Genomic DNA, 26,790 nt, shown 5'->3' with positions numbered 1-26,790 from the left:
CCCCACCGGCCGGCGGGGACGACCCGTCACCGCCTGTACGATGGCCCGTCGTGGCTGTGCCGGTGGTAGATCCCTCGTTGAACCCGACGTCCGCGACGGACGCGGTCGCGCCCTCGGCGGCCGACCCGACACGGTGGCCGCGTCGGCGGCCTCGCCGGGCCGACGTCCTGGCCATCGGAGCCTATGTGCTGCTCGGCGTTCTCGTGTGCCTGAACTACTGGGTGGACGTGCAGCACCGGGTCTCCTCGCACCTGCCGACCGACCACAGCTGGTTCGAGTGGCTCTTCTCCCACGGCGCGTACTCGGTGCGTCACCTGGAGAACCCGCTGTTCAGCACCCGGCAGAACGCCCCGGACGGGGTGAACATGATGGCCAACACCTCGCTGCTGGGCATGACCATCCCGCTGGCCCCGATCACCCTCCTCTTCGGACCCCAGGTGACGTACGCGCTCTACCTGGGCGGCGCGCTCGCCGCGACCGCGGCCACGTCGTACTGGATGCTCTCCCGGCACCTGGTGCGCTCGCGGGCGGCGGCGTTCGTCGGCGGCGCGTTCCTCGGCTTCGCCCCGGGCATCGTGCACCACGCCAACGGGCAGCCCAACTTCGTCTCCAACTTCCTGCTGCCGGTGATCGTGGCGCGGGTGCTGCGCCTGGGCCGGCCCGGCCGGTGGCGGCGTGACGGGGTGGTGCTGGGGCTGCTGGTGGCGTACCAGATCTTCATCAACGAGGAGATGCTGCTGCTCACCGCGCTGGCCTGCCTGGTCATCGTGCTGGCGTACGTGGCGCAGCGACCGCGCGCGGCGCGGGAGCGGGCCGGCGGCTTCCTGGCCGCGCTCGGCCTCGGCGGCGGGATCGCCCTGGCGCTGACCGCGTACCCGATCTGGTGGCAGTTCAACGGCCCGCAGTCCTACCGCGGCCTGCAGGGCGGTGTCTTCCACAACTGGGGCGAGGACCTGATGGCCTTCGTCACCTTCGCCCGGGACACGGTCGCCGGTGACGAGGCGGTGGAGAAGACCATCGGCCTGACCGAGCAGAACACCTGGTTCGGCTGGCCGCTGGTGCTGGTGGCGCTCGCCGCCCTGGTGCTGCTGTGGCGGCGGTCGCTGGCCGCCCGGATCGCCGGCGTGCTGGTGGTGGTCTTCACCGTCGCGTCGATCGGCCCGAAGGTGCGCTTCGACGGCGTGGAGACCACCGTCGACGGCCCGTGGGCGTACATCCCGGACGACGTGCCGCTGGTGGAGATGATGATGCCGACCCGGCTCGCCCTGGTGGTGACCGCGGCGGTCGGCGTCCTGCTCGCGCTGGCCTGGGACGCGGCGGCGCGGCACGGCCGCCGCCCGGCCCCGGCCCCGCGCGCCCCGGGCGACGACGCCGCCCCGGCCGGCGACGCCGGGGCGCCGGTCCGCCGCCGCTGGGTCCGGCCGGTCGGGTACGCGGCGGTCGCGCTCGCCGTGCTGCCGCTCTTCCCGCGCCCGCTGCCGGCGCAGCACGTGGACCCGCCGCCGCGCTTCATCACCGCCGGCGGCTGGCGGCCGTACGTGCCGCAGGGGCGCACGCTGGTGCCGGTGCCGATCCCGAGCAACGTGCACGGCCTGCCCACGCTGCGCTGGAGCGCGCTGACCGGGCACGAGTTCCCCGTACCGGGGGGCTACTTCATCGGCCCGAACGAGAACGGTGAGGGCGTCTTCGGCGCACCGAACCGGCCGACCAGCACCCTGATCTACGCCACCATGGACGCCGGCGCGGTCCCGGCGCTGACCGAGGAGAACCGCCGCCAGGCGGTGGCGGACCTGCGGTTCTGGAAGGCGTCGGTGGTGGTGCTCGGCGCCCACCCGCGCGAGGCGGTGCTGCGCGACCTGATGACCGGGCTGCTCGGGCCGGCGCAGCGGGTCGACGACGTGTGGCTGTGGGACGTGCGCCCGCTGGTCGGCTGAGCCCGCCCCGCCGGGCCGGCGCGCTCACCGGCCGGCCCGGCGCTGCCCCGGGCCCGGGAGGGCGTCAGGGCGTCAGGGCGTCAGGGCGTCAGGGCGTCAGGGCGTCAGGAAGCGGTGGTCCGGGCCGAGAGCGGCCGGACGTCCCACACCCACACGTCCCGGTCCTTGCGGGCCGGCCCGACGAGCTGCTCGACGGTGCGCCGCAGCGGCTCGGCGTTGTGCTGACGCAGCGGCAGGACCAGCACCGCGGCGTTCCAGTGCCGCAGTTCGTCCAGGCTGCGGCGGCGTTGCCGGTCGTTGAGCTTCGGGGTGCGGCCGGTGGTGGCGACCTCGTCGAGCAGTTCCCCGATCCCGCTGGGCCGGCCGCCGAAGCGTCCCGGGTCGCCGGTGTTGCCGTTGCGCGGGGCGAGGAAGTAGCCACCGGGGATCTTGAAGTCGAGGTTGGTGGAGGCGGCCCAACGCATGCCGTGGGTGTTGCCCATGCTCGGCACGGGCACCGGCACCAGGGTCTGCCCGGGGCCGACGTACTCCCGCCAGCGGCCGGCGGTGATGAAGTCCGGCACCGGCGGGCGGGTGGTCACCTTCAGCGGCATCGGCACGATCGGCAGCAGGGCGAGGACCAGCGCGGCGACCGTCACCGTCTTCGCGTGCCGCCACTCGGGGCCGCGCAGCGTCCAGGCCCGCTGGACGGCGAGCGCCAGCAGCATCCCGATCACCACGCTGGTGATCATGGCGAACCGGGTCGGCACCACCGCGTCGAGCAGCGGCAGCCGGACCAGCAGGTCCCAGGGGCCGGTGACGAGTTCCCGGTCCCACCACGACACCCGCTCGCCGAGGGAGAGCACCGCGAAGAAGAGCCCGGTGGCGGCGAGCGCCCGGACCAGCACCTCCCGGCGCAGCCAGATCACGATGCCGACGGCGAGCAGCGACAGGCTCCAACCGAAGAAGGCGTTCTCCTCGGAGTAGTTCGGCGCCAGGTTGACGTTGGCCCGCTCGTGGCCGCCGAAGGTGGGCGAGCCGGGGGCGAAGAAGGCGGCGATGTCGTTGCCGTAGTCGCGGACCGCGTCGCTGAGCCCGTGGTAAGCCATCGGCCCGGCGAACTGGATGTAGAGCGGGTACGCCAGCAGCGAGCCGGCGACCAGCGTGCAGACCGGCAGCCCGATCGCCAGCGGACGCCAGGCCGCCGACCAGAGCGCCCGCCGCTGCGCCACCATCGCGATGAGGAAGACGCCGCAGGCCAGCGCGGTGAAGAGCAGGATCTCCTCGTTGATGAACGCCTGCGCGGTGACCAGCAGGGCGAGCAGCACGCCGTCGCGCACCGGGCGGGCCGACCGGGTCAGCACCATGACCCGCCAGACGATGAACGGCAGCAGCCACTGGGAGATGATGTTGGGGTGCCAGTTGGCGTGCGACAGCATCGCCGGTGAGAACCCGCAGAACCAGGCGCCGACCGCGGCGGCCAGCCGGCGGCGCACGAGGTGTCGCGAGAACACGTGGTACCAGGTCGCGGCGGTGCCGGCCAGGCCGAGGGTGACCAGCACCACGAAGGAGACGGCCGGCCCGAAGAGCAGGGTGATCGGCACCATCGGGATGCCCAGCGCCAGCACCGCCGTGTTGGCCATCAGATTGACGCCGTCGGGGTAGTTGAACTGGTCGGTGTAGAACGGGAAGTCCCCGTGCAGCACCACCCGCACCGAGTGGGCGAGGAAGAACTGCACCTGCGCCGGGTCGCTGCTGTAGAGCGAGGCGACCCGACCGGCCGGGTCCACCCAGATCTGGCTGGTCACCCAGAACGCGGCCAGCAGGAACACCGCGTAGACCGCGAGGTCCTTGCGCCGGGCCGTCCAGCGCCAGCGCCGGGACCGCCCGGCCGCCGTCGCGCCGTCCCGCTCCGCTCCCGCCGGTCCCTTCCCGGGTACGACCACCGTCCGGCCGCCACCGGCCGGCGCGTCGGTCGTCGGCTCCGTCCCGGGGCGGGTGGGCCCGGGAGGCGCCTGCACGGGTGCCGCCCCGGCCGGCGGCGCAGGGCCGGCGGCGGGTGCGCGGCCGGGGGCGGCGGCGGAGGGCGCGGGACCTGCGGTGGGTACGCGGCCGGGGGCGGCGGAGGGCGCGGGACCTGCGGCGGGTGCGCGGCCGGGGGCGGCGGAGGGCGCGGGACCTGCGGCGTCGCCGGCCGGGGTGCGGCCGACGGGGCTCGGACCGGGGGCGTCCGTCGCCGGTGGGGGCGGTGCGGTGGCAGTGGCCGTCGCGCCGCGGCCGGGGCCGCCGGAGGCGTCGGGGTCCGGTGCGGATGCGCCACGGGGCTCGACAGACGTCACAGTCGGCGGAGTCTACCGGAGCCGAAAAATCAGACGAAATCCACGCGGGAGTCCCTTGTGGCCGGAGCCCGGCAGGGCAGACCAGCGCCGACCGGCCGCCGGCCGTTGCGTACCATGTGGGCTTCCGACATCGGCGAGGCGATCGGGGGCGTACAGGTGGCTTCAGTCCGCCGCCGCGGCACGACGGTCACCGCACTGCTCACCCTGGCGCTGGCCGTGACCGCCTGCGGTCCGGTCGCCGAGCGCCAGGCCCGGGAGCTGCGGGTCGGCTACGACAGCCTGGACGGCACGCTGCGGGTGTGGCCGCCGCGCGGCTCGCTCGCCGGTGACGCCGCCGCCACCGAGGCGGTGACCGAGGCGGTACGCGCCTGGCGGTCCCCGATCGACGACCGGGCCCACCTGCCCTCCTCCGGCATCCTCTGGTCCGGCGAGGTGGACGACGCCCGGCTGGCCCTGGTCGCCGCCGACGTGCCCGGCGAGGCGGCGTCCTGGCTGCTCCAGCTCAGCGGCACGGACGGCCGGTACACGGTCGACCGGGCCACCGAGTACACCGACCCCGGTTATCTCGCCTATGCCGACGTGCTCCCGGTGCAGTTGGCCGACGGCCGCCGGTACCTGGTCTCCGGGCGGGTGGAGCGGCTGCTCGGCCCGGACGGCCGGGCGCTGATGGTCACCGACGGACTGACCGGCCGGGTGCCGGTGCCGCGGTGCGCGGCGGTGCCGGTGACGGCGACACTGCGCGCCACCGAGTCGCTGCCGCGTGGCCGGGCCGCCGACCGGCTGCTCGACCTGGGCACCGCCACCACCGACCCGCGCTACCCGCTGGTCCGGGACGAGACCGGCTCCGGCCGGCGGGCCCTGGACGGGTTGGACACCTGCGTCCTCGCCGGTGAGCAGGGGCCGTTCGGCAGCATCCCACGCCGGATCGGCGACCGGGACGCGCCCGCGTCGGTGCCCGAGTCCTGGCCGGTGGAGAAGGTGGCCGTGCGGGGCATCGGCGAGATGGCGCTGGGTGGCGGCGACCCGGGCGACCTGGAGCAGCTCAGCTGGGAGACGGCCGCCGGCACGGTGACCGCCGTGGTCTACCGCCCGGCCGGCGACGGCGCGCCGGTGGTCTCCCCCGCCGACCGCGCCAACCCGCTGCAGACGTACGTGCTGCCGGTGCCGGGGCAGCCGCTGGTGGTGCTGACCTGGCGGGGCAACCGGGACTCGGCCCTGTCGGTGCCGCCCGGCACGCCCCGGCTGGTGGACCGCCCCGGCCTGGTGGTGGTGCCGATGCCGGAGGCGAAGCAGACCTTCAGCCTGGCCACCGCCGAGAAGACCTACTACCGCTCCGTCGGCGGCCGCTGACCAGCCTGCCCTACCGGCTCCTTCTGGGGGCAAGGGCAGGGCACCCCGGCGCGGACGGGGCGGCGGGGCGGGGCGGCGCGGACGACACCGGCGGGATGAGCGGCGGGACGGGCGGCTCGGCGCGGCGGGGCGGCTCGGCGCGGCGGCTCGGCGCGGCGGGACGGGCGGCACGGCGGGACGGGCGGCGCGGCGGGACGGGCGGCGCGGCGGCTCGGGCGGGACGGGCGGCGTGGCTCATCCTCGGTAGCGGCGGGGCGCGACGTTTCCCCGGCGCGGCAGGTTGCGGAGTTCGGCGGCGAAACACACCTCCGGGGACGCTACAGACTTGAGTACAGATGTGACTCACAGCCGGAAGCTGCCCGTCCGGACCCACGGCGAGTCATCCTCGTACTCATCGCGCGATTCATTTTTGTACTCAAGTCTGTAGCGGCCGGAGCAGGCACACGTCGGGCGCAGAGGGACTTCGAGGGCAGCGGTGAGGCGCCGCCGTCCGGCCGGAGTCCGCGCGGGGCACCTCCGGCACCCGCCGGCCGGGACCCGGTGCCCGCCGGCCGGGAGCCGATGCCCGCCGGCCGGGACCCGATGCCCGCCGGCCGGGAGCCAGTGCCCGCCAACCAGGAGCCAGTGCCCGCCAACCAGGAGCCATTGCCCGCCAACCAGGAGCCAGTACCGGCCGGCCGGAAGCCAGTACCGGCCGGCCGGGAGTCGATGCCCGGCACGGGTGTCGCCGGCACGGGTGTCGCCGGCACGGATGTCGCCCGCACGGATGTCGCCGGCACGGCGACGAACCCGCTGACGGACAGGTGCTCACGCCAGGCCCAGGACAGCGGGCCAGCACCGCCCGCGACCACCGCACCTGCGGCAGACCCGGCCCTTGACCGGTGGGCCGGTCACGACCGACGGGCGGCCCTGGAGGCACCAGGACCGCCCGTCGGGGTGGGTCGTCACGCATGGGGCATCGCCGGTGCGTGGACCGGCGACCGTGCTCAGTTGGGGCTGGCGTCGCGGGCGGGCAGGCGGACCGGCTCGACCGGCTCGGCGTCCAGGCCGGAGATCCAGCCGGTGACGTCGCGGGCCACGTCCTGCGCGGTGAGCCGCAGGTCGGCCAGGATCTGCGCCCGGGTGCCGTGCGGGTGCCAGTCGGCGGGCACGCCGAGGTCGCGCAGCGGGACCCGCACGTCGGCGTCCCGCATCGCCTGGGCGAGCGCGTCGCCGACGCCGCCGACCCGGACGCCGTCCTCGACGGTGACCACGAGCCGGTGCGCGGTGGCCAGCTCGACCAGTTCGGCCGGGACCGGGCGGACCCAGCGCGGGTCGACCACGGTCACGCCGTAGCCCTGCTCGGCGAGGCGGGCGGCGACCTCCATGCCGAGATGGCCGAAGGAGCCGACCGCGACCAGCAGCACATCGGTACGCGCCGACTCGGCCAGCACGTCCACGGTGCCGACCCGGCGCACGGCCGGCAGGTCGGCGGCGACGGTGCCGGTCGGGAAGCGGACGATCGTCGGGCCGTCGTCGACCGCCACCGCCTCGCGCAGCTCCTCGCGGAGGCTGCCGGCGTCGCGGGGCGCGGCGATCCGCAGCCCGGGCACCACGCCGAAGACGGACATGTCCCAGATGCCGTAGTGGCTCGGCCCGTCCGGGCCGGTGATGCCGGCGCGGTCGAGCACGAAGGTGACCGGCAGCTTGTGCATCGCCACGTCCAGCAGGACCTGGTCGAAGGCCCGGTTGAGGAAGGTGGCGTACACCGCCACCACCGGGTGCAGGCCGCCCATGGCCAGGCCGGCGGCGGAGGTGGCGGCGTGCTGCTCGGCGATGCCGACGTCGTACACCCGGTCGGGGTGCTTGCGGGCCAGGGTGGCGATGCCGGTGGGCTCGGCCATCGCGGCGGTGATGCCCACCACGTCGGGCCGCTCGTCGGCGATGGCGACCAGCTCGTCGGCGAAGACCTGGGTCCACTTCACCGATGGGGCGGCGAGCAGCTTGCCGGTCTCGACGTCGAAGGCGCCCGGGCCGTGCAGGCAGTCCGCCTCGTCCTCCTCGGCCGGGCGGTAGCCGTAGCCCTTGCGGGTGACCGCGTGCACGATCACCGGGCCGCCGAAGTTCTTCGCGGCCCGCAGCGACGACTCGACAGCGGCGATGTCGTGCCCGTCGACCGGGCCGACGTACTTGATGCCGAGGTCCTCGAACATCGCCTGCGGGGCGACCGCGTCCTTGATGCCCTTCTTGACCGCGTGCAGCACCTCGTACATCGGCTTGCCGACGAACGGCGTGTTGCCGAGGGCGTCCTTGACGGTGTCGAGGACCTTCTCGTAGCCGGGGTTCAGCCGCAGCGAGGAGAGGTGGTCGGCGAGCCCGCCGATGGTCGGCGAGTACGACCGGCCGTTGTCGTTGACCACGATGACCAGCGGGTTGCCGGCGGTGGCGATGTTGTTCAGCGCCTCCCAGCACATGCCGCCGGTCAGCGCGCCGTCGCCGACCACGGCGACCACGCTGCGCTGCTCGCCGCGCAGCGCGTACGCCTTGGCCAGCCCGTCGGCGTACGACAGGGCGGTGGAGGCGTGCGAGTTCTCGATCAGGTCGTGCTCGCTCTCGGCCTGGCTGGGGTAGCCGGAGAGGCCACCGCGCTGGCGGAGCTTGTCGAAGCCGTCCTGCCGGCCGGTGAGGATCTTGTGCACGTACGCCTGGTGGCCGGTGTCGAACAGGAGCCGGTCCCGGGGAGAGTCGAAGACCCGGTGCATCGCCAGGGTCAGCTCCACCACACCGAGGTTGGGGCCGACGTGCCCACCGGTGCGGGAGACCTTGGCGATCAGGAAGTCACGGATCTCGGCGGCGAGGATGTCCAGCTGCTCGGTGGTCATCCGCTTCACGTCCTGCGGACCGCGCACCGCACCCAGCAGCCGACCGTGGTTGGCCGTGCCCTCTTCAACACTCATGACGGAAGAGTCTATCGGCCCCCCGACACTCCGCAGCTCGGCCGTGGATCATCACAGGCTGCTCCCAGGATTCCGCTCTCGACGAGCAGCCGGCGCGGCGGCGTCGCCGGGGTCGCCCCGTACGGCGGACCGGCCGGGGTCCACGAGCCCAGCACGGCGGCGTGCCGGGCGCCGGTCACCGACGGGACCGCTCCGGGCAGCCCGTGCCAGGAGAGCCAGCCGAGCAGGGCGAACGCGTACGCCTCCTTGGCCTGGGCCGGCACGCCCAGCTCGTCGGTGACCCGCAGCCGCCACCGGTCCCGCCCGAGCGCGGCCAGCCGGCCCAGCAGGGTGGGATTGCGCACCCCGCCGCCCGCGGCGACCACCTCGGTCACCCGGTGCCGGTCGCACTCGGCGGCCACCGTCCGGGCGGTCAGCTCGGTGAGCGTGGCCAGCACGTCGTCCGGGGCCACCGGCTCGCCCAGGGCGGCCAGCCGGTCGTCGAGGTAGCCGGCGTGGAACAGCTCCTTCCCGGTCGACTTGGGCGCCGGCGCGGCGTAGTACGCCTCGGCGAGCAGCGACTCCAGCAGCCCGGGGTGCACCCGGCCGGCCGCCGCCCGGGCCCCGTCGACGTCGCAGGGGCGGCCGAGGAAGCGCCGGGCCGCCGCGTCCAGCAGCGCGTTGGCCGGGCCCACGTCGTACCCGAGCACGGGCGCGCCCGGCGCGACCACGGTGAGGTTGGCGATGCCGCCCAGGTTGAGCGCGGCCCGCGGCCCGGCGGCCGGGTCGAGCAGCAGCGCGTCGAAGGCGGGGACCAGCGGCGCGCCCTGCCCGCCGGCGGCGACGTCCGCCGAGCGCAGGTCCGACAGCACCGGTACGCCCACCCGGGCGGCCACCCGGGCCGGCGCGCCCAGCTGGAGGGTGCCCTTCACGACACCCGACTCGACCCAGTGGAAGACCGTCTGCCCGGGCGAGACGACCAGGTCGACCCGCCCACCGGCCAGGTCGACGCCGAGCGCGGCGGCGTCGGCGAAGACCTCGCCGAGGGCGTTGTCCAGCCGGCAGACCGCCTCGATCGTGGTGGCCGCCGGGGGCAACAGCGCCCCGATCCGCTCGCGCAGGGCGTCGTCGTAGCTGCGCTCCCGGTGCCCCAGCGGACGCATCCGCAGGGTGTCCCCGTCGGCGGTGAACTCGGCGGCGACCACGTCCACCCCGTCGTACGACGTCCCGGACATCAACCCGACGATCTTCATCGGGCCAGGCTAGGTCAGTCCGACGGTGGCCGGAACAGCCCGACCAGCTCGACGTGCTGGGTCATCGGAAACAGGTCGTACCCGCGCAGCGCGGTGAGCCGCCAGCCCGCCGCGGCGAAGGTGCGCACGTCGCGGGCGAAGGCGGCCGGGTCGCAGGCCACGTACGCCACGGCGCGCGGCCCGGCGGCCACCACGTCCCGCACCACCGCCGCGCCCGCGCCCGAGCGGGGCGGGTCGAGCACCACCAGGTCGACCGGGCCGGTGATCCGGCGGCGGGCCAGCGCGGTCTCCACCCGGGCCGCGACCACCTCCACCCGGGGCAGGTCGGCCAGGTTCTCCCGGGCGGCGGCCACGCCCTGCGCGGACGACTCGACCAGGGTGACCCGGGCGTCCGGGCCGACCCGTCCGGCGAGCGCGGCGGCGAACAGCCCGGCCCCGCCGTAGAGGTCCCAGGCCGACTCGCCGGCACGGGGGTCGAGCAGATCGAGGACGGCCGTCACCAGGGTGTCGGCGGCGGCGGGGTGGACCTGCCAGAAGCCGGCGGCGGGCAGCTCCCAGTCCCGGCCGGCGGCGACCTCGCGGACGCTCTGCGGCCCGCTGACCGGGGTGGCCACCCCGTCGGTGACGGTGGCGACGCTGACGTCCCCGCCGGTGCTGGCGACGGTCTCCACCGCCTCGGCGTCCGGCCAGCGCGCGCCCGAGCCGGTGAGCACCGGCAGTTCCTGGATGGCCGGGTGGGCGATCAGGCAGCGGTCGATCGGGACGACCTCGTGCGAGCGGTGCTTGAGCAGCCCGGCCCGGCCGGCGGCGTCGACCGCGTAGCGGACCCGGGAGCGCCAGCCGAGCGGCCCGCCGGGCAGCGCCTCGACGCTCATGCCGAGCGCGTCCACCTCGGCGTCGGTGAGCCGGCCGAGGCGGACGAGCTGCTCGCGCACCACGTCGGTCTTCCAGGCGAGCTGGGCGGCGGGGGCGACGTGTTGCAGGTCGCAGCCACCGCAGCGGCCCGGCTTCGCGTACGGGCAGGGCGGCTCGACCCGGTCCGGGGACGCCTGGAGGATCTCCACGGCGTCGGCGCGGGCGAAGCCCTTGTGCAGCTCGGTGACCTCGGCGCGCACCCGCTCACCGGGCAGCGCGTGCCGGACGAAGACCACCTGCCCGTCGACCCGGGCCACGCAGTGCCCGCCGGGGGCGACCGCGCCGACGGTCAGCTCGACCCGCTCGGCCTCCTCCAGCGTCCGCCGCTCCTGCTCGGCCGTCGTCGCCGCGCCGCCGGCTCCGGGACGGTCCGCGTCGCGTCCGGCGGTCACGGGCGGTCCCCGGCGCTCGGGCCGCTCTCGCCGGGCGGGGCGGAGGTCACCGGCGGGACGCTCGGCGGCAGGGTGCTGCGCGGCGCCACCCGGGGACCCCGGGCCGGGGTACGGCTCAGCGTCTCGTCCAGCCGGTCGAGGTTCTTGTTGGCGGTGGAGGCGAGCTGCCACGGGACGCTGGTGACCATGACGCCGGGCTCGAAGAGCAGTCGTCCCTTGAGCCGCAGCGCGCTCTGGTTGTGCAACAGGTTCTCCCACCAGTGTCCGACGACGTACTCGGGGATGAAGACGGTGACCACGTCGCGCGGCGACTCGCGCCGGGTGTTGGCGACGAAGTTGAGGATCGGCCGGGTGATCTCCCGGTACGGCGAGTCGACCACGGTCAGCGGGACCGGCAGCTCACGCCGCTCCCACTCCTCCTGGAGCTGGCGGGTGTCCTTGTCGTCGACGTTGACGGTGACCGCGGTCAGCGTGTCCGGCCGGGTGGCCCGGGCGTACGCGATGGCCCGCAGGGTCGGCTGGTGCAGCTTGCTGACCAGCACGATCGCGTGGTTGCGGGCGGGCAGCACGCCGCGCATCTCGGTCGGCTCCAGCTCCTCGGCGACCCGGTCGTAGTGCCGCCGGATGGCCAGCATGAGCAGGTAGATCACCGCCATCGCGGCGATCGCGATCCACGCGCCGAGCAGGAACTTGGTGACCAGCACGACGACGAGCACCGCGCCGGTCATCGCCATGCCGAACGTGTTGATCGCCCGGGAGCGCATCATCCGCCGCCGCGCCTCGTGGTTGCGCTCGGTGCGCAGGTGCCGGTTCCAGTGCCGGATCATGCCGGCCTGGGAGAGCGTGAAGGAGACGAACACCCCGACGATGTAGAGCTGGATGAGCTTGGTGACCTCGGCCTGGAAGCCGACGATCAGCACGATCGCGAAGACGGCGAGGAAGACGATGCCGTTGGAAAAGGCCAGCCGGTCGCCCCGGGTGTGCAGCTGGCGGGGCAGGTAGCGGTCCTGGGCCAGGATCGAGCCGAGCACCGGGAAGCCGTTGAACGCGGTGTTCGCGGCCAGGAAGAGGATCAGCGCGGTCGCCCCGGCCACCACGAACAGCAGCAGCGAGCCGGAGCCGAAGACGGTCTCGCCGAGCTGGGTGGTGACGGTCTTCTGCACGTACCCCTCGGGGCCGGAGACGATCTGCAGCCCGGGGTCCTCGACGAACTGCAGGCCGGTCAGCCGGGACAGCCAGATGATGCCGACCAGCATGCTCACCGAGATGGTGCCGAGCAGCAGCAGGGTGGTCGCCGCGTTGCGGCTCTTGGGCGCCTTGAACGCGGGCACGCCGTTGGAGATGGCCTCCACGCCGGTGAGCGCGGCGCAGCCGGAGGAGAAGGTGCGCAGCAGCAGGAAGACCAGCGCCAGGCCGGTCACGCTGTGCTCGGCCTGGATCTCCAGCCCGGCGCTCGGGGCGCGCAGGTCGTGGCCGAGCACGAGGACCCGGATCAGCCCGGTGAGGATCATCCCGCCCATGACGATGATGAAGCCGTAGGTGGGGATCGCGAAGGCGGTGCCGGACTCGCGCAGCCCGCGCAGGTTCATCGCGGTCAGCAAGCTCACCGCGATCACCGCGATGAGCACCTTGTGGGTGGCCACGAAGGGCACCACCGAGCCCAGGTTCGCCACCCCGGAGGAGACCGACACCGCGACGGTCAGCACGTAGTCGACGAGCAGCGCGCTGCCCACCGCCAGCCCGGCCCGGGGACCCAGGTTGACCGTGGCCACCTCGTAGTCGCCACCGCCGGAGGGGTACGCGTGCACGTTCTGCCGGTAGCTGGCCACCACGGTGAGCATCACCACGACGACCGCGAGCGCGATCCACGGGGAGAAGAGGTACGCCGACGCCCCGGCGATGGAGAGCGTCAGCAGGATCTCGTCGGGCGCGTACGCGACGCTGGAGAGGGCGTCGGAGGCGAACACCGGCAGGGCGATGCGCTTGGGCAGGAGGGTGTGCCGCAGCCGGTCGGACCGGAACGGTCGACCGACGAGGAGTCGCTTCAGCAGCGAGGTGGGACTGGCCACAAGCGCTAAGGGTACGACCATCACGGTCGAGGGGCCGGGGGTGCCTGATCACAGCGACCGGGGTCCGCGCGGTACCGTTCGATCCCCCGCCGGCGCGCCGGACGTGGCAGGCTCGCAATCGACGCCGCCCGCCGTCGACGGGCGGCACCAGGGAGGGACACCGTGCATGTCGTGATCATGGGCTGTGGTCGGGTCGGCTCGACCCTCGCGCACAGCCTGGAGTCCCGGGGGCACTCGGTGGCGGTGATCGACCAGGACGCCGACGCGTTCCGCCGCCTCGGCCCCGACTTCGCCGGCATCACCGTGACCGGGGCCGGCTTCGACGGCGAGGTGCTGCGCCAGGCCGGCATCGAGCGGGCGGACGCCTTCGCCGCCGTCTCCAGCGGCGACAACTCCAACATCATCTCCGCCCGGCTGGCCCGTGAGACGTTCGGCGTCTCCCGGGTGGCGGCACGGATCTACGACCAGCGTCGCGCGCAGGTCTACGAGCGGCTGGGCATCCCCACCGTGGCCACCGTGCGCTGGACGGCCGACCGGATGGTGCGGCACCTCGTCCCCGAGGGCAACGTGGAGATCTTCCGCGACCCGACCAGCACCGTCTCGATCATCGAGGTGCCGGTGCACAAGGACTGGGTGGGGCGACCGCTGCGCCAGTTGGAGGCGGCGGCCGGGGCGCGGGTGGCGTACCTCACCCGCTTCGGCATCGGCACCCTGCCCAACGGGTCCACCGTCGTGCAGGAGGGCGACCAGCTGTACATGCTGGTCACCGACGACATCGCCGCCTCGGTCACCGCGGTGGCCGCGACGCCGCCCGAAGGAGGGCACTGAGTCATGCGGATCGCCATCGCCGGCGCCGGCAACGTGGGCCGCTCGATCGCCCAGGAACTGATCGAGAACGGCCACCAGGTGATGCTGATCGAGCGCCAGCCCCGGATGCTCCGCCCGGACCGGGTGCCCGCCGCCGACTGGGTGCTGGCCGACGCCTGCGAGCTGGCCAGCCTGGAGGAGGCCGACGTCGCCGGCTGCGACGTGGTGGTCGCGGCCACCGGCGACGACAAGGTCAACCTGGTGGTGTCGCTGCTGGCCAAGACCGAGTTCGCGGTGCCCCGGGTGGTCGCCCGGGTCAACCGCGCGGAGAACGAGTGGCTCTTCACCGAGCAGTGGGGCGTCGACGTGGCGGTCAGCAAGCCACGGGTGATGGCCGCCCTGGTCGAGGAGGCGGTCACCGTCGGCGACCTGGTCCGGCTGATGACCTTCCGCCAGGGTGAGGCGAACCTGGTCGAGATCACCCTGCCGCCGACCGCGCCCTACGTCGGGCAGCCGATCCACGCCGTGCCGATCCCCCGGGACGCGGCCCTGGTGGCGATCCTGCGCGGCAAGCGGGTGCTGGTGCCCAGCCCGGACGACCCGATCGAGGCCGGCGACGAGCTGATCTTCGTGTGCACCGCCGAGGTGGAGGACGACGTCCGCGCGGTCATCCTCGGGCCGGACAGCGTCGAGCGGACCCGCAACAGCAGGTGAGCCGGCGCGCCCGGTGGGGTTCCGCCCCCTCGCCGGAGGCGCCGCCGGCGTCCGGCCGGCTCAGGCGCCGGGCAGCGGCTGCGGCGCGGTCTGCCGGGTCACCCGGCGGACGGTCCACACCGTGATCAGCAGCAGCAGCGCGTACGGCGGGTAGCCCAGCGCCAGCCGGGCCACGCCCAGCGCGGTGTCCTGGTGGGCCAGGTAGAGCCCGGCCTGCACGCCCACCTTGGCCAGCCAGACCACGCCCCAGAGCACGGTGAGCCGGGTGAAGGTGCGGACCAGCACCGGATCGTCGCGCCACTCCGAGCGCCCCTTGGCGACCAGCACCGACCAGATCCAGCCGACGATCGGCTGCCGGATCGCCGCCGAGACCAGCAGCGCCACCCCGTACGCGATGCCGTAGAGGATGCCGGGGAGGTAGAAGTCCCGCTCGTCGCCGGTGCGCCAGGCGATGGCGGCGCCGACGGCGACGCCGAAGAGCCCGTTGACCGCGTGCCGGATCGGGCGGCGCTGGGCCAGCCGGACGACGGCGATCGCCACCGCCACCGCCACCGAGGCGATCACCGCCGGGCGCAGCTCCCCGATGATGTTGGCGAGCACGAAGACGACCACGGGGATGCTGGACTCGACCAGCCCCCGCCAGCCGCCGAGCTGGTCGGCCATCTGCTCGGCGATGCTGGGCAGCCGCTCGTCCTCCATCGCGTCGGTGCGCGGCTCGGCGCCGGGATGCTGTCCGGTCGTCACTTCGGCGACTCCAGCTCGTAGTACGGGTTGTAGATGACCTTGCGGTCGTCGCGGACGGCCATCCGGCCCCGGGCGGTCAGGTGCCGGCCGGGTTCGATTCCGGCGATGTGCCGCCGCCCCAGCCAGACCAGGGTCACCACGTCGCTGCCGTCGTAGAGGTCCGCCTCCAGCGTGGGCAGGTTGGTCCGTGGGGTGTAGACCACGGTGCGCAGCCGCCCGGCGACCGACACCACCTCACCCCGGCAGCACTGCCGGGCCGGCGTGCCGCCGGACTCGGCGCTCTCCCGTTGGAGTTCCTGCGCCTCGATCTCGGCCTCGCTCGCGGTGAGCCGGCGCAGGATCCGCCGGAGCGACCCTCGGCCCTCGTCGGTCGACATGACCTCCGCGTCACCCTCTCCACACCGGCCGGGACGCCCCGGCGCTGTCCGGCCCGGGATGCCGGGACCGTCCCGCCAGCGTACGCCGGTTCGGCCCGTCGGCGGGTCGGGCGTCCGGCGCGCAGGGGCGGGCCGGAACGCGTCCGGGCCCGACGTCGGTGGACGACGCCGGGCCCGGTGACGATCGTGCGGCTGGTCAGGCCTCGCGCGGGGCGGGCGCCGGCGCGCCGTTCGCGGCGGCCTGCTCCTGTTCGGCGACCTCGCGGGGCAGCCGCAGCGGCAGCGGCTCGCGCACCGGCTTCGCCTCATGCCCGCGGTCGACCACCAGCCCCTCCAGGCACACCGCGAGCGGACCCGCGGCGGCCGGGTCGGTGGCGGCGGCGCCCTGGTAGACGCCGCGGACCATCCAGCGCGGCCCGTCCACGCCGACGAAGCGCAGGTCGGTCAGGCCGTCCGGGGTACGCACCCGGGCGTGCAGCTCGGGGCCGTACTCGCCCTGGACCTCCTGGGCGGCGGCGCCGTCGGCGAAGAGCGACTGGCGGATCTCCTCGCGCACCTCGTCCCAGATGCCCTCCGAGCGCGGCGCGGCGAACACCCCGAGCTGGAGCGCGTTCTCCCCGTGCACCAGCACGACCTGCTGGATGACGCCCTGCGGGTCGGCCTGCACCCGCACCTCGACACCCGGCACCGCCGGGATGTGCAGGCTGCCCAGATCGAGCCGCTGCACGTCGTCCGGCGCCTCCGAGATGTCGTAGGGGCCGCGCGACGTGCCCGCCGTCGTCCCCTCGGCGTCGTACGAGTCGAGGACCTCGGCGGCCCGCTCGTCGCGGGCGTGCCGCCCGGCATCGGCCCGCTTACGGCTGAAGATCACTTCGCCCACCCTCCGCTGTTCGCACTCACCCTGCCACCTCTTCCGTCCGCCCGCCCGCCCGGCCGGCGAGTTCCGGCCGTCCGGCCGGGCCACCGGGTGGCGGCACCAGACCGGCGTGCCCGCCGGTCGAGCCGTGCCCGCCGGCGCCACGCCGGGACCCGGGCAGCTCGGCCACCGGCTGGAAATCGACCCGCTCCACCCGCTGCACAACGAGCTGCGCGATGCGATCGCCACGGGAGATCTTCGCCGGTGTGACCCGATCATGGTTGATCAGGTTGACCAGGATCTCACCCCGGTAGCCGGCGTCGACCGTACCGGGCGCGTTGAGCACCGTCACACCGAGTCTGGCGGCCAGACCGGAGCGCGGGTGGACCAGGCCGACGTACCCCTCCGGCAGCGCCAGCGCCACTCCGGTGGGGACCAGGGCCCGGCCGCCGGGCGGGAGCTCGACGTCCGCGGCGGCCACCAGGTCGGCGCCGGCGTCGCCGGGATGGGCGTACGCGGGCAGTGGCAGCTCCGGGTCGAGCTGCCGTACGGGCACGGGCACGACGTGGGTCACGGTTCCCCTCTTCCGTCCGTTTCGCGGGGTGACCCTGCCATCCTGCCGGGTCGGAGGGCCGTCGTGCGCCGTACCCTGGCAGGAGTGAGCCTGTCGTCTTCTGCGTCGTCACCGCCGCCGCGCACCGCGGCGGCCGGGCAGCACTCCGAGCGGCTCGGGCTGCCGTGGTGGTTCTGGCTGGCCGGCCTGGCCCTGGCCACGCTGCTCGCGGTCGAGGTGTGGATGGGCGCGTCCGGCGTCCGGGCCTGGCTGCCCTTCGTGCTGCTGCCCCCGGCGACCGCCGCCGGGCTGTGGTGGCTGGGCCGGGTCCGGGTCGAGGTGCGCGACGGCGAGCTGCGGGTCGACGACGCCCGCCTGCCGGTGCGGTACGTGGCCGACGCGATCCCGCTGGACGCGGCCGGACGGCGTGAGGTGCTCGGCGTCGGATCCGACCCGCTCGCCTTCGTGGTGCAGCGGCCCTGGGTCTCCGGCGCGGTGCAGGTGGTGCTGGACGACCCGGCCGATCCGACCCCGTTCTGGGTGGTGAGCACCCGGCACCCGGTCGAGCTGGCCGGGGCGATCCTGGCCGCGCGGGACGCCGGCTGAGCCGTCAGGGCAGCGCGGTACGCCCGCCGGGCAGCGCCCGGCGCTGCTTGCGCAGGTCGGTGCGGAGCTGGTCGCCGAGGGCCCGGGTGGCCCGCCGGTTGAGGTAGCTGGCGACGGCGGCGCCGGTGAGGAACGGGCCGAGCGTGGTCAGGTTGCGCCCGAACCGCTTGAGCAGGGTGTCCCGCAGCTCCTTGCGGGCGGCGGTGCCGAGGACGGCGCCGACCCCCACCCCGGGCATCATCGGGTTGATCCCCCGCTGGCTGGCCCACGACTGCACCAGGGCGACCGTGCGCTGGGTGCCACCGGCGGGCAGCGGCGCGCCGTACACCTCGTGCAGCTCGCCGATCAGCTTCAGCTCGACGGCCACCACCGCGACCGTCTCGGCGGCCAGCAGCACGGGGGCGGAGAGCAGGGTCGGGGTGACCGTCCACTCGACCGCGGCGACTCCCCCGCCCGCCGCGCCGACCCCGGCGGTGACCCGGGCGGCGTTGCGGACCAGCCGCTCCGCGACGGCCTCGTCGTCGAGTCCGGGGAAGTGGGCGCGCAGCGTCGCCAGGTCCCGGATCGGCACGTGCGGCGCGACGTCGGCGATCGTGTCGGTCATCCAGCGCAGCGCGGCCTTCGGCTTGAACAGGTCGGCCAGCCCTCGCGTCCGGGCCTGGGCGACCAGCCGGGTGAGCAGTTGGCGGCGGCGGGCCGGCTCGATGTCGTCGGCGGTGAGCGCTGCCACCGTCGCGCCCAGCTCGTCGCGGGCCGGGTCCGTCGTGCCGGTCCGGTCCCCACCGGCGCCCGGGATGGCACCCGCGTCCCGGCGGGCGTCGGTGTCCGGTCGTGCGGCGGCGGACGTCATTGCGTCGTCCGGTCGGACGGCACCCGGGTCCCCGGCGGCGCCGGGGCCGTCCGGACGCGCGTCGCCACCGGAGGCACCGTCCATGCCGGACCGACCCGTCCGCTCACTCATCCGTCCGACCTCCCGAGGCTCCGCCGGCGTGCTGCCCGCCCGTTACGAGTCAAGCAGCTCCCCGCCGCCGGCGCACGGCAGCTCGGACAGCGGCGGCCCCGTCGAGGAGGCCGCCGCCGGTGTACGCGGTCGGGGTCAGACGCACTCGCGGCAGATCAGGTCGCCGTTGCGCTCGACCGCCAGCTGGCTGCGGTGGTGGACCAGGAAGCAGCGGCCGCAACGGAACTCGTCCTCCTGCATCGGCAGGACCTTGACGGTCAGCTCCTCGTCGGCGAGGTCGGCACCGGGCAGCTCGAAGCTCTCGGCCACCTCGGCCTCGTCGACGTCCACGGCGCCCGACTGTGAGTCGACCCGCCGGGCCTTGAGCTCTTCCAGGCTGTCCTCGCCGAGGTCGACCTCGTCGCGACGCGGGGCGTCGTAGTCGGTGGCCATCGGTTTCACTCTCCCATATCGATATTGTCGCTGCCGGTTGTAACGCCGGGCGACGCTGTTTCGGTTCCCATGGCCGGCCACCATTTGTGTCGGTCACCCGACCCGACGGCCGTTCGGGCCGGAGCCGCCAGGGGACTCCCCCGGCGAGCGCGGAACCTTACCCCCCTCCGGGCGAGGCATGTATACCGCCCTCGCGGCTGAGATGTACGCCCCCGCACCCCGAGTTGTTCCCAATGTGACTCAGGCGACACGAAGATAGGGGTAGTACTACCCGCTTCCCGGATGGCGCGCCGGCATGTCGGACTGTTTCCACGCCACGGTCGGACAACCGTTAACCTCAGCGGCGTACTCGACGGCCGGCGGGGCGGTCCGACCGCCGGCGGCCGCCGCCACCCACCACTGTCCGGGGAGCGCCCTGATGAGCTTTGCGCGAGTGCGAGCACTCGTTGTCGTCGGTCTGCTGGCGGTCGTCGCCCTGGTCTTCGTGGTCGTCGCCGTCGTGAAGGACAGCCAGGGCGAGGCCGGGCTGGCCGGCGGCTGCCCCGAGGACTGGCCGCGGGCCGACGTGACCCTGCGCGAGCCCAAGGACGTCAAGATCAACGTCTTCAACGCCTCGGAGGAGATCGGCCGGGCCGGCGCGGTCGCGGACGACTTCAAGAACCGCAAGTTCCAGGTGAAGAAGGTGGGCAACGCCCCGAAGGACGTCGACGGCGTCGCCGTCCTGCGCTTCGGCCCGAAGGGCGTCGGCTCCGCGCACCTGCTGCGCGCCTACTTCCTGAACAACGCCGACACCAAGTACGACGCCACGCGCAAGGACGACACGGTCGACGTGGTGCTCGGCAGCGGATTCCAGCAGCTCGCCACCACCACCGAGGTCAACCAGTCCCTCGGCGACCTGGGCTCGCCGGAGGCGCCGCCCGGTACCTGCCCGATGCCGGTCGACAAGTAACCACCCGGCGGGGCCACCCGCCACAGGCCGCGACGGCGGCGTCCCCGTGCCGGACGCCGCCGTCCTGTCGTCACCGGGCGCGCACCGGGCCGTCGTCCTCGACGTCGGGCAGCAGGCGGCGGATCACGGTGCGGGTGCCTCGCGGGCCGGTCGACGGGTCCGCCCACCACCCGCACGCCGGGCCCGGCGGCGTGTCCGCGCGGCGGACACGGCGCGGCCGGGCCGGAGCCCGCCGCCTCGATCCGCGGCCCGGCCGGAGCCCGCCGCCTCGATCCGCCGCCCGGCCGGAGCCCCGCCGCACGGATACGCGGCCCGGCCGGAGCCCGCCGGGCGGACGGAGAGGCATCCGTGGCGGTTCAGGGGCCGCCGGAGGCGTCCAGGTCGGCGAGGCGGTCGTGCAGGGGCTGGAACAGTGCCGGCGGCGCGGCGATCACCAGGTCCGGCCCGGGCGGCCGGCCGCGCAGCCCGGTGACCCGCAACCCGGCCTCGGCGGCGACCAGCCCGCCGGCGGCCAGGTCCCAGGCGGCCAGTCCCTTCTCGTAGTACGCGTCCACCCGTCCCTCGGCGGCGAGGCAGAGGTCCAGCGCGGCGGCGCCGAGCCGGCGGATGTCGCGAACGTGCGGAATCAGCTCGGCGACCACCCGGGCCTGGTGCGAGCGGCGTCCGGGGTCGTAGCCGAAGCCGGTGGCGACCAGCGCCTGCCCCGGGTCGGTCTCGGTGGAGCAGCGCAGCCGCCGACCGTCCCGCCAGGCGCCGCCGCCGGCGGTGGCGGTCCACTCCTCGCCGGTGAAGATGTTGCGGACCACCCCGGCGACCACCTCGCCGTCGACCTCGGCGGCGAGCGAGACGGCGCAGTACGGGATCGCGTAGAGGTAGTTCACGGTGCCGTCGATCGGGTCGACGACCCAGCGGACCCCGCTCGGCGCGGCGGCGGCCTCCGCCGCGCCGTACTCCTCCCCGAGCACCGCGTCGTCCGGGCGCTGCTTGGCCAGGGCGTCGAGGACCTGCCGTTCCACCGCCCGGTCGGCGGCGGTCACCACGTCGGTGACGGTGCTCTTGGTCGCGGCGACCGACACCCCCTCGGCGCGCATCCGGTACGCGGTGGCGGCCGCGTCCCGGGCGACCTCGACAGCGATCTCCAACAGCTCCGCCGGCGGCGGCACCGAACGAGTCATGATTCGTCCCCTTCCCGCACGATCGGGACGTCCCGCCGCACGCGTGGTTATCATCCTTACAAAGTCCACAACTGCGCCCAATCGGCGGTCCCACCGCCGGTACGCCGTGCGCCGCAGGATGATCGCCGCAGACGGCGTTACAATTCACCCTGCCCACGCGCCACGGACCGCCAGCCACCGGCCGGCCCGGGACACGGGGGTCTCTCAACGACATCGCCCGGCACGGTGCCCCACGCTGCGCCGGACGACCCGGCCGTGCTCGCTCTTCGCCTCCGGAAGGTCATTCGTGACAGAACCCCGCCAGACCGGCGCCGACGTTCGCTCGCTCACCGACACCCTGATCGCCCACGCGCAGAGCGCCGGCGGCCAGTTGACGTCGGCCCAGCTCGCGCGCACCGTCGAGTCCGCCGAGGTGACCCCGGCCCAGGCCAAGAAGATCCTGCGGGCGCTCTCCGAGGCGGGAGTGACCGTGGTCGTGGACGGTTCGGCCAGCACCCGTCGCCGGGTCGCCGCGGCCCGGTCCGCCACCCCCGCCTCCCGGGCCACCACCGCCAAGACCACCAAGAAGGCCGCCGCGCCCGCCCCGAAGCAGGCGCCCGCCGCCGACGAGGCCCCGGCTCCCGCCCCGCGCAAGGCGACGGCCCGCAAGGCCGCCACCACCGCCGGGGTGGCCGCCAAGGCCGCCGCGCCGGCCGCGAAGGCGACCAAGTCCACCCGCGCCACCAAGGCGACCGTGGCCGCCGCCGGCGCCACCAAGGCCGCCGGCAAGGCCAAGGGCGAGGGCGCCGAGGGCGAGATCGACCCCGAGGAGCTCGCGGCCGAGATCGAGGACGTCGTGGTCGAGGAGCCGGCCGAGCTGGCCCAGGCCGCCGCGACCGACGCCGCCGCGTCGGCCAGCGACAACGACTTCGAGTGGGACGACGAGGAGTCCGAGGCGCTCAAGCAGGCGCGTCGCGACGCCGAGCTGACCGCGTCGGCCGACTCCGTCCGGGCGTACCTGAAGCAGATCGGCAAGGTTCCGCTGCTCAACGCGGAGCAGGAGGTGGAGCTGGCCAAGCGGATCGAGGCCGGGCTCTACGCCGCCGAGCGGCTGCGGGCGGCCGAGGAGGGCGAGGAGAAGCTCACCCGCGAGATGCAGCGGGACCTGGGCTGGATCTCCCGCGACGGCGAGCGCGCCAAGAACCACCTACTGGAGGCGAACCTCCGGCTGGTCGTCTCGCTGGCCAAGCGCTACACCGGCCGTGGCATGGCGTTCCTGGACCTGATCCAGGAGGGCAACCTCGGTCTGATCCGCGCGGTCGAGAAGTTCGACTACACCAAGGGCTACAAGTTCTCCACGTACGCCACCTGGTGGATCCGCCAGGCGATCACCCGCGCCATGGCCGACCAGGCCCGCACCATCCGGATCCCGGTGCACATGGTCGAAGTGATCAACAAGCTGGGCCGGATCCAGCGTGAGCTGCTCCAGGACCTGGGCCGCGAGCCCACCCCGGAGGAGCTGGCGAAGGAGATGGACATCACACCGGAGAAGGTGCTGGAGATCCAGCAGTACGCCCGGGAGCCCATCTCGCTGGACCAGACCATCGGTGACGAGGGTGACAGCCAGCTCGGTGACTTCATCGAGGACTCGGAGGCCGTGGTCGCGGTCGACGCCGTCTCGTTCTCGCTGCTGCAGGACCAGCTCCAGCAGGTGCTGCAGACGCTCTCCGAGCGTGAGGCGGGCGTGGTACGCCTGCGCTTCGGCCTGACCGACGGCCAGCCGCGCACCCTGGACGAGATCGGCCAGGTGTACGGGGTGACCCGGGAGCGGATCCGGCAGATCGAGTCCAAGACGATGTCCAAGCTGCGGCACCCGTCCCGCTCGCAGGTGCTCCGGGATTACCTGGACTGACCCCATCACGTCAACCAACCGTGTCGGTTTGATCACCAGCCGTAGAACACTCAAAGGTGATCGGTCGGTTGCCCGTTTGTGATCGTTGACGTGGCACCCTTGGCACACGGCACACTGTCTTCCCGTCATGTGTGACCTCGGTCGCCCGCGGGCACACAGGGAAGGCAGGGCCCGGCAAGGGTGTTGCACGATGGGTGAGCAACGACCGAAGAGAGTGTTCATCGGTGACGACCAGAGGAGGAAGGCGATGACCCCGACCCTCACGCCGCCGCCCGAGACGGTGGCTCCCCCAGCCGCCGATGAACGGTGCGACCGCTGCAATGCTGCCGGCAAGCTCCGGATCACTCTGGCGGGTGGGAGCGAGCTGGTGTTCTGTGGGCACCACGCGAACAAGTACGCGGAGGATCTCGTGAAGATCACCGTGAAGTACGCGACGGACCCGGAGTTCAGCTGGCGTGGCGCCGATCTGATGGCGAACTGAATCCGCAACCGCAGGGCGACGACATAGCCGACCGGAGGTGACCCGAAAGGGCACCTCCGGTCGGCTTTTCGCATCCCCCGCGCCCCGCGCCGACGGCGAAGGGCGAACCGGTCAGAGGGTCTGCACGGTCGCGATGCGCTCTTCGAGCTGCTCGATGGTCGCCTGGGCGCTGGGCGGGCCACCGCAGAGCCGGCGCAGCTCGGCGTGGATCTTGCCGTGCGGCTGGCCGGTCCGGTGGTGGCGGGCGGCCACCAGGGCGTTGAGTTGGCGACGCAGCGCCACCCGACGCTGGGCGGCACTCATCGGCGCGGCCGGCGGGGCGGACGCCTCAGCGGCCGGCTCAGCGGCCCGGGTGGCGGTCCGGCGGCGCTGGGCGGCGAGCTGTTCGGCCTGCCGCTTGGTGAGCAGCATCGAGACCTGGTCGGCGGTGAGCAGCCCGGGCAGGCCCAGGTACTCCTCCTCCTCCGGGGTTCCCGCCTGGGCGGCGGTGCCGAACGACGCCCCGTCGAAGATCACCTGATCCAGCTCGGCGGTCGCGGAGAGGGCGGTGAACCGCTTCTCCAGCTCACCGCTGGCCTGCTCGTCGCGCTGGGCGCGCTCCAGCAGGTCGTCGTCGAAGCCCTCCCGGTCCTTGGGCTTGCCCAGCACGTGGTCCCGGGCGGCCTCCATCTCGCTGGCCAGCCCGAGCAGGTGCGGCACGCTGGGCAGGAAGACCGAGGCGGTCTCCCCGGGGCGGCGGGCCCGCACGAAGCGTCCGATCGCCTGGGCGAAGTAGAGCGGGGTGCTGGCGCTGGTGGCGTACACGCCGACGGCGAGCCGGGGGATGTCGACGCCCTCGGAGACCATCCGGACGGCGACCAGCCACCGCTGCTCGGACGCCGCGAACGTCGCGATCCGGGCGGAGGCGCCCACGTCGTCGGAGAGCACCACCGCGGCCTTCTCCCCGGTGACCTGCTCGATCAGCTTGGCGTACGAGCGGGCGTTCTGCTGGTCGCTGGCGATCACCAGGCCGCCCGCGTCGGGCATGCCGGCGTTGCGCAGCACGGTGAGCCGGGCGTCGGCGGCCCGCAGCACCTGCGGCATCCAGTCCCCGGCCGGGTCGAGGGCGGTGCGCCAGGCCTGCGCGACGAGGTCCTGGGTCATCGGCTCGCCCAGTCGCGCGGCCAGTTCGTCGCCAGCGTTGGTGCGCCACCGGGTCTCCCCCGAGTACGCCAGGAAGAGCACCGGCCGCACGACGCCGTCGCGCAGCGCGTCGGAGTAGCCGTAGACCGAGTCGGCGCGCGAGCGCAGCAGCCCGTCGCCGCCGCGCTCGTACTCCACGAACGGGATGGGGTTGTCGTCGGAGCGGAACGGGGTGCCGGTGAGCATCAGCCGGCGTACCGCGGGCTCGAAGGCCGCCTTGACGCCGTCGCCCCAGGTACGGGAGTCGCCGGCGTGGTGGATCTCGTCGAGGATGACCAGGGTGCGCCGGGTCAGGGTGCGCCGTTTGTGCACGTGCGGGGCCATGCCGACCTGGGCGTACGTGACGACCGCGCCGTGGAAGTCGGTGGAGGAGTGCACGTCGGCGTTGCGGAACGCGGAGTCGAGGTGGATGCCGACCCGGGCCGCGGCCTCGGCCCACTGGGTCTTCAGGTGCTCGGTCGGGGCGACCACGGTGACCGCCTCGACGGTGCCGTCGACGAGCAGTTCGGCGGCGATCCGCAGGGCGAAGGTGGTCTTGCCCGCGCCGGGGGTGGCGACCGCGGTGAAGTCCTCGGTCCGGCGGCGCAGGTACTCCACCATCGCCTTGCGTTGCCAGGCACGCAGGGGTGGGAACGACTCGAGCGCCGGCAACCGGGGTGCCACGCGTAGCTCCTCTCCGACCGCACGACGGCGGGCCCCGGCCGAGGGCCACGGGTACCGCCGCCCATGAAAAGGCCCTCGCGCATCGGGTGCCGCGAAGGCCGACTCAGCATAACCAGCGGCGGCCCGTCTCCCCACTCGACGCCACGCTGGTCACATCCGCCACCCCCGCCCACCGCCGGCACCCTCAGGCCGACGCCGTTTGCGGCGCGTCGCGGCATCCGACGCCAGCGACACCGCGACACGCCGCAAATCGCGGGCAGATCGGGGGGCGGGGCGGGCGGGGACGTGGGGGGTCAGGGTTGGGGGCCTCGGACGCCGGTCTTCGGGGGGCGCAGCGTCGCGATCGGCGCGGACCAGCGTCGCCGCAGGGCCACCAGCCGGAGGACGAAGACCAGCACCGCCGCCGCGGTCAGCCAGAGGGTGTCGGCGCGCCCCAGCGAGTCCAGCAGCGCCACGGCGATCGCCCCGACGAGGGCGGCGACCGCGTAGATCTCCCGGCGCAGCACCACCGGGATCTCGGCGGTGAGCAGGTCCCGGCCGAGCCCGCCGCCGATCGCGGTGAGCATGCCGATGACGCAGGCGCCGACGGCCGGCACCTGCGCGTCGAGGGCCTTGAGCGTGCCGGTGACGGTGAACAGGGCCAGTCCGGCGGCGTCCAGCACGAGCACCGTGGTCCGGAGCCGGGCGAACTGGGGGTGCAGCCAGAACACGGCGGCGGCGGTGACCGCGGCGGTGGTGGCGTACCGCCAGTCGGCGAAGGCCAGCGGGGGCACCTCGTCGATGGCCAGGTCCCGGAAGATCCCTCCGCCGAGGGCGGCGACGAAGCCGACGAAGACGACTCCGAAGAGGTCGAGGCGCTTGGCCACCGCCGCGGAGGCCCCGGAGGCGGCGAAGACGGCCACTCCGGTGAGGTCGGCGAAGAGCAGGGCGGTGGAGGTGGTCACCGCCGAAGGTTACGTGGGCGCCGGAGCGGCCGTCGGAGGATCACTCGGCGTACGAGTCGTAGATCTCCTTGCACTTCGGGCAGACCGGAGAGCCGGGCTTGGCCGCCTTGGTCACCGGGAACGTCTCGCCACAGAGCGCCACGACGTAGGTGCCCATGACGGCACTTTCGGCGATCTTCTCCTTACGGACGTAGTGGAACATCTCGGGACCGGTGTCGGCGTCCTTCAGCTCGGGACGCTCAAGAATCTGTGTGCTCACGTCTACACCTCCAACTTTCCAGTTTGGCAGGTCGCAGGGGCCGGGTCCAC

23 protein-coding genes are annotated in these 26,790 nt (G+C 74.1%); 8 read left to right on the top strand and 15 right to left on the bottom strand.

All coding sequences use genetic code 11. From position 1 onward, the window contains the following. Positions 1–77 precede the first annotated feature (77 nt). Positions 78–1,934: a DUF6541 family protein gene (locus tag GA0070614_RS23980; protein ID WP_172892494.1), complete on the top strand. Its 1,857-nt coding sequence runs from the start codon at positions 78–80 to the stop codon at positions 1,932–1,934. Between the two features lie 104 nt (positions 1,935–2,038). On the opposite strand, the gene GA0070614_RS23975 is transcribed toward GA0070614_RS23980, so the two are convergent. Continuing rightward, entirely contained in the window at positions 2,039–3,934 is a 1,896-nt protein-coding gene (locus GA0070614_RS23975) for a glycosyltransferase family protein (RefSeq protein ID WP_408630709.1), read from the bottom strand. A 474-nt stretch (positions 3,935–4,408) separates the two neighbouring features. Here GA0070614_RS23975 and GA0070614_RS23970 point away from each other — a divergent pair, with 474 nt between their 5' ends. After that, positions 4,409–5,602 carry a hypothetical protein gene (locus tag GA0070614_RS23970; protein ID WP_088979624.1) on the top strand — a complete coding sequence of 398 codons (1,194 nt, stop codon included), beginning with the start codon at positions 4,409–4,411 and terminating at the stop codon, positions 5,600–5,602. A 986-nt stretch (positions 5,603–6,588) separates the two neighbouring features. On the opposite strand, the gene dxs is transcribed toward GA0070614_RS23970, so the two are convergent. The 4 genes from dxs to GA0070614_RS23950 all read right to left on the bottom strand — a co-directional run bounded on the left by dxs (position 6,589) and on the right by GA0070614_RS23950 (position 13,146). Further along, on the bottom strand, positions 6,589–8,538 hold the full coding sequence (gene dxs / locus GA0070614_RS23965; RefSeq protein WP_088978076.1) for a 1-deoxy-D-xylulose-5-phosphate synthase: 1,950 nt from the start codon (positions 8,536–8,538) through the stop codon (positions 6,589–6,591). Between the two features lie 11 nt (positions 8,539–8,549). Further along, on the bottom strand, positions 8,550–9,770 hold the full coding sequence (locus GA0070614_RS23960; RefSeq protein ID WP_088978075.1) for an anhydro-N-acetylmuramic acid kinase: 1,221 nt from the start codon (positions 9,768–9,770) through the stop codon (positions 8,550–8,552). Positions 9,771–9,784: 14 nt separating this feature from the next. Then, positions 9,785–11,002, bottom strand: a complete 1,218-nt coding sequence (locus GA0070614_RS23955) for a class I SAM-dependent RNA methyltransferase (RefSeq protein ID WP_088979623.1) — start codon at positions 11,000–11,002, stop codon at positions 9,785–9,787. Between the two features lie 71 nt (positions 11,003–11,073). After that, the gene (locus GA0070614_RS23950) at positions 11,074–13,146 is read right to left on the bottom strand and encodes an APC family permease (protein WP_088978074.1); all 2,073 of its coding nucleotides are present in this window, start codon (positions 13,144–13,146) and stop codon (positions 11,074–11,076) included. 162 nt (positions 13,147–13,308) lie between these two features. On the opposite strand from GA0070614_RS23950, the gene GA0070614_RS23945 reads away from it, so the two are divergent. Then, positions 13,309–13,974, top strand: a complete 666-nt coding sequence (locus GA0070614_RS23945; protein ID WP_088978073.1) for a potassium channel family protein — start codon at positions 13,309–13,311, stop codon at positions 13,972–13,974. Between the two features lie 3 nt (positions 13,975–13,977). Further along, complete coding sequence (locus tag GA0070614_RS23940; RefSeq protein WP_088978072.1) at positions 13,978–14,667, top strand: potassium channel family protein; 690 nt, start codon at positions 13,978–13,980, stop codon at positions 14,665–14,667. A 60-nt stretch (positions 14,668–14,727) separates the two neighbouring features. Here the strand turns inward: GA0070614_RS23940 and GA0070614_RS23935 are convergent, their stop codons facing one another. The 4 genes from GA0070614_RS23935 to dut all read right to left on the bottom strand — a co-directional run bounded on the left by GA0070614_RS23935 (position 14,728) and on the right by dut (position 17,218). Then, complete coding sequence (locus tag GA0070614_RS23935; protein ID WP_088978071.1) at positions 14,728–15,411, bottom strand: DUF3159 domain-containing protein; 684 nt, start codon at positions 15,409–15,411, stop codon at positions 14,728–14,730. Continuing rightward, positions 15,408–15,788, bottom strand: a complete 381-nt coding sequence (locus GA0070614_RS23930; protein WP_088978070.1) for an OB-fold nucleic acid binding domain-containing protein — start codon at positions 15,786–15,788, stop codon at positions 15,408–15,410. The genes GA0070614_RS23935 and GA0070614_RS23930 overlap by 4 nt, the downstream gene beginning before the upstream one ends. A gap of 196 nt (positions 15,789–15,984) precedes the next feature. Beyond that, positions 15,985–16,659: a DUF3710 domain-containing protein gene (locus GA0070614_RS23925; protein ID WP_088978069.1), complete on the bottom strand. Its 675-nt coding sequence runs from the start codon at positions 16,657–16,659 to the stop codon at positions 15,985–15,987. Between the two features lie 25 nt (positions 16,660–16,684). Then, on the bottom strand, positions 16,685–17,218 hold the full coding sequence (gene dut / locus GA0070614_RS23920; protein WP_088978068.1) for a dUTP diphosphatase: 534 nt from the start codon (positions 17,216–17,218) through the stop codon (positions 16,685–16,687). 90 nt (positions 17,219–17,308) lie between these two features. Between dut and GA0070614_RS23915 the strand changes: the two genes are divergently transcribed. Further along, positions 17,309–17,803, top strand: coding sequence for a DUF3093 domain-containing protein (locus GA0070614_RS23915; RefSeq protein ID WP_088979622.1), 495 nt, complete (start codon positions 17,309–17,311; stop codon positions 17,801–17,803). Positions 17,804–17,807: 4 nt separating this feature from the next. Here the strand turns inward: GA0070614_RS23915 and GA0070614_RS23910 are convergent, their stop codons facing one another. Both GA0070614_RS23910 and GA0070614_RS23905 read right to left on the bottom strand, forming a co-directional pair. Continuing rightward, entirely contained in the window at positions 17,808–18,653 is an 846-nt protein-coding gene (locus tag GA0070614_RS23910; protein WP_231933373.1) for a hypothetical protein, read from the bottom strand. Between the two features lie 246 nt (positions 18,654–18,899). After that, a complete protein-coding gene (locus GA0070614_RS23905; protein WP_088978067.1) occupies positions 18,900–19,196 on the bottom strand; it encodes a DUF4193 domain-containing protein in 297 nt (98 codons plus the stop codon). Between the two features lie 433 nt (positions 19,197–19,629). Here GA0070614_RS23905 and GA0070614_RS23900 point away from each other — a divergent pair, with 433 nt between their 5' ends. Continuing rightward, positions 19,630–20,145, top strand: a complete 516-nt coding sequence (locus tag GA0070614_RS23900; protein WP_172892624.1) for a LytR C-terminal domain-containing protein — start codon at positions 19,630–19,632, stop codon at positions 20,143–20,145. Positions 20,146–20,501: 356 nt separating this feature from the next. Here GA0070614_RS23900 and GA0070614_RS23895 read toward each other — a convergent pair whose 3' ends face one another. Beyond that, positions 20,502–21,320, bottom strand: coding sequence for an inositol monophosphatase family protein (locus tag GA0070614_RS23895; RefSeq protein WP_088978065.1), 819 nt, complete (start codon positions 21,318–21,320; stop codon positions 20,502–20,504). Positions 21,321–21,606: 286 nt separating this feature from the next. On the opposite strand from GA0070614_RS23895, the gene GA0070614_RS23890 reads away from it, so the two are divergent. Then, on the top strand, positions 21,607–23,211 hold the full coding sequence (locus GA0070614_RS23890) for an RNA polymerase sigma factor (RefSeq protein ID WP_088978064.1): 1,605 nt from the start codon (positions 21,607–21,609) through the stop codon (positions 23,209–23,211). Between the two features lie 247 nt (positions 23,212–23,458). Beyond that, entirely contained in the window at positions 23,459–23,692 is a 234-nt protein-coding gene (locus GA0070614_RS23885) for a DUF7455 domain-containing protein (RefSeq protein WP_088964796.1), read from the top strand. 111 nt (positions 23,693–23,803) lie between these two features. Here GA0070614_RS23885 and GA0070614_RS23880 read toward each other — a convergent pair whose 3' ends face one another. The 3 genes from GA0070614_RS23880 to GA0070614_RS23870 form a co-directional block, all read right to left on the bottom strand. Further along, on the bottom strand, positions 23,804–25,537 hold the full coding sequence (locus GA0070614_RS23880; RefSeq protein ID WP_088978063.1) for a DEAD/DEAH box helicase: 1,734 nt from the start codon (positions 25,535–25,537) through the stop codon (positions 23,804–23,806). Positions 25,538–25,830: 293 nt separating this feature from the next. Then, the gene (locus tag GA0070614_RS23875) at positions 25,831–26,481 is read right to left on the bottom strand and encodes a trimeric intracellular cation channel family protein (RefSeq protein WP_088978062.1); all 651 of its coding nucleotides are present in this window, start codon (positions 26,479–26,481) and stop codon (positions 25,831–25,833) included. 40 nt (positions 26,482–26,521) lie between these two features. Then, the gene (locus GA0070614_RS23870; RefSeq protein WP_088978061.1) at positions 26,522–26,740 is read right to left on the bottom strand and encodes a DUF3039 domain-containing protein; all 219 of its coding nucleotides are present in this window, start codon (positions 26,738–26,740) and stop codon (positions 26,522–26,524) included. Positions 26,741–26,790 lie beyond the last annotated feature (50 nt).

This window comes from Micromonospora coxensis (genome assembly GCF_900090295.1).
GTDB lineage: Bacteria > Actinomycetota > Actinomycetes > Mycobacteriales > Micromonosporaceae > Micromonospora > Micromonospora coxensis.
The sequence above is the reverse complement of the archived record's forward strand: the minus strand, read 5'-3'. Positions and strand labels throughout refer to the sequence as shown.

Bases quoted from the DNA above. Each gene is read 5' to 3' on its own strand.
- GA0070614_RS23940 (WP_088978072.1), top strand. From the start codon at position 13,978: ATGCGGATCGCCATCGCCGGCGCCGGCAACGTGGGCCGCTCGATCGCC.
- GA0070614_RS23910 (WP_231933373.1), bottom strand. From the start codon at position 18,653: ATGACGTCCGCCGCCGCACGACCGGACACCGACGCCCGCCGGGACGCG.
- GA0070614_RS23895 (WP_088978065.1), bottom strand. From the start codon at position 21,320: ATGACTCGTTCGGTGCCGCCGCCGGCGGAGCTGTTGGAGATCGCTGTC.
- dxs (WP_088978076.1), bottom strand. From the start codon at position 8,538: ATGAGTGTTGAAGAGGGCACGGCCAACCACGGTCGGCTGCTGGGTGCG.
- GA0070614_RS23930 (WP_088978070.1), bottom strand. From the start codon at position 15,788: ATGTCGACCGACGAGGGCCGAGGGTCGCTCCGGCGGATCCTGCGCCGG.
- GA0070614_RS23885 (WP_088964796.1), top strand. From the start codon at position 23,459: ATGACCCCGACCCTCACGCCGCCGCCCGAGACGGTGGCTCCCCCAGCC.
- GA0070614_RS23960 (WP_088978075.1), bottom strand. From the start codon at position 9,770: ATGAAGATCGTCGGGTTGATGTCCGGGACGTCGTACGACGGGGTGGAC.
- GA0070614_RS23905 (WP_088978067.1), bottom strand. From the start codon at position 19,196: ATGGCCACCGACTACGACGCCCCGCGTCGCGACGAGGTCGACCTCGGC.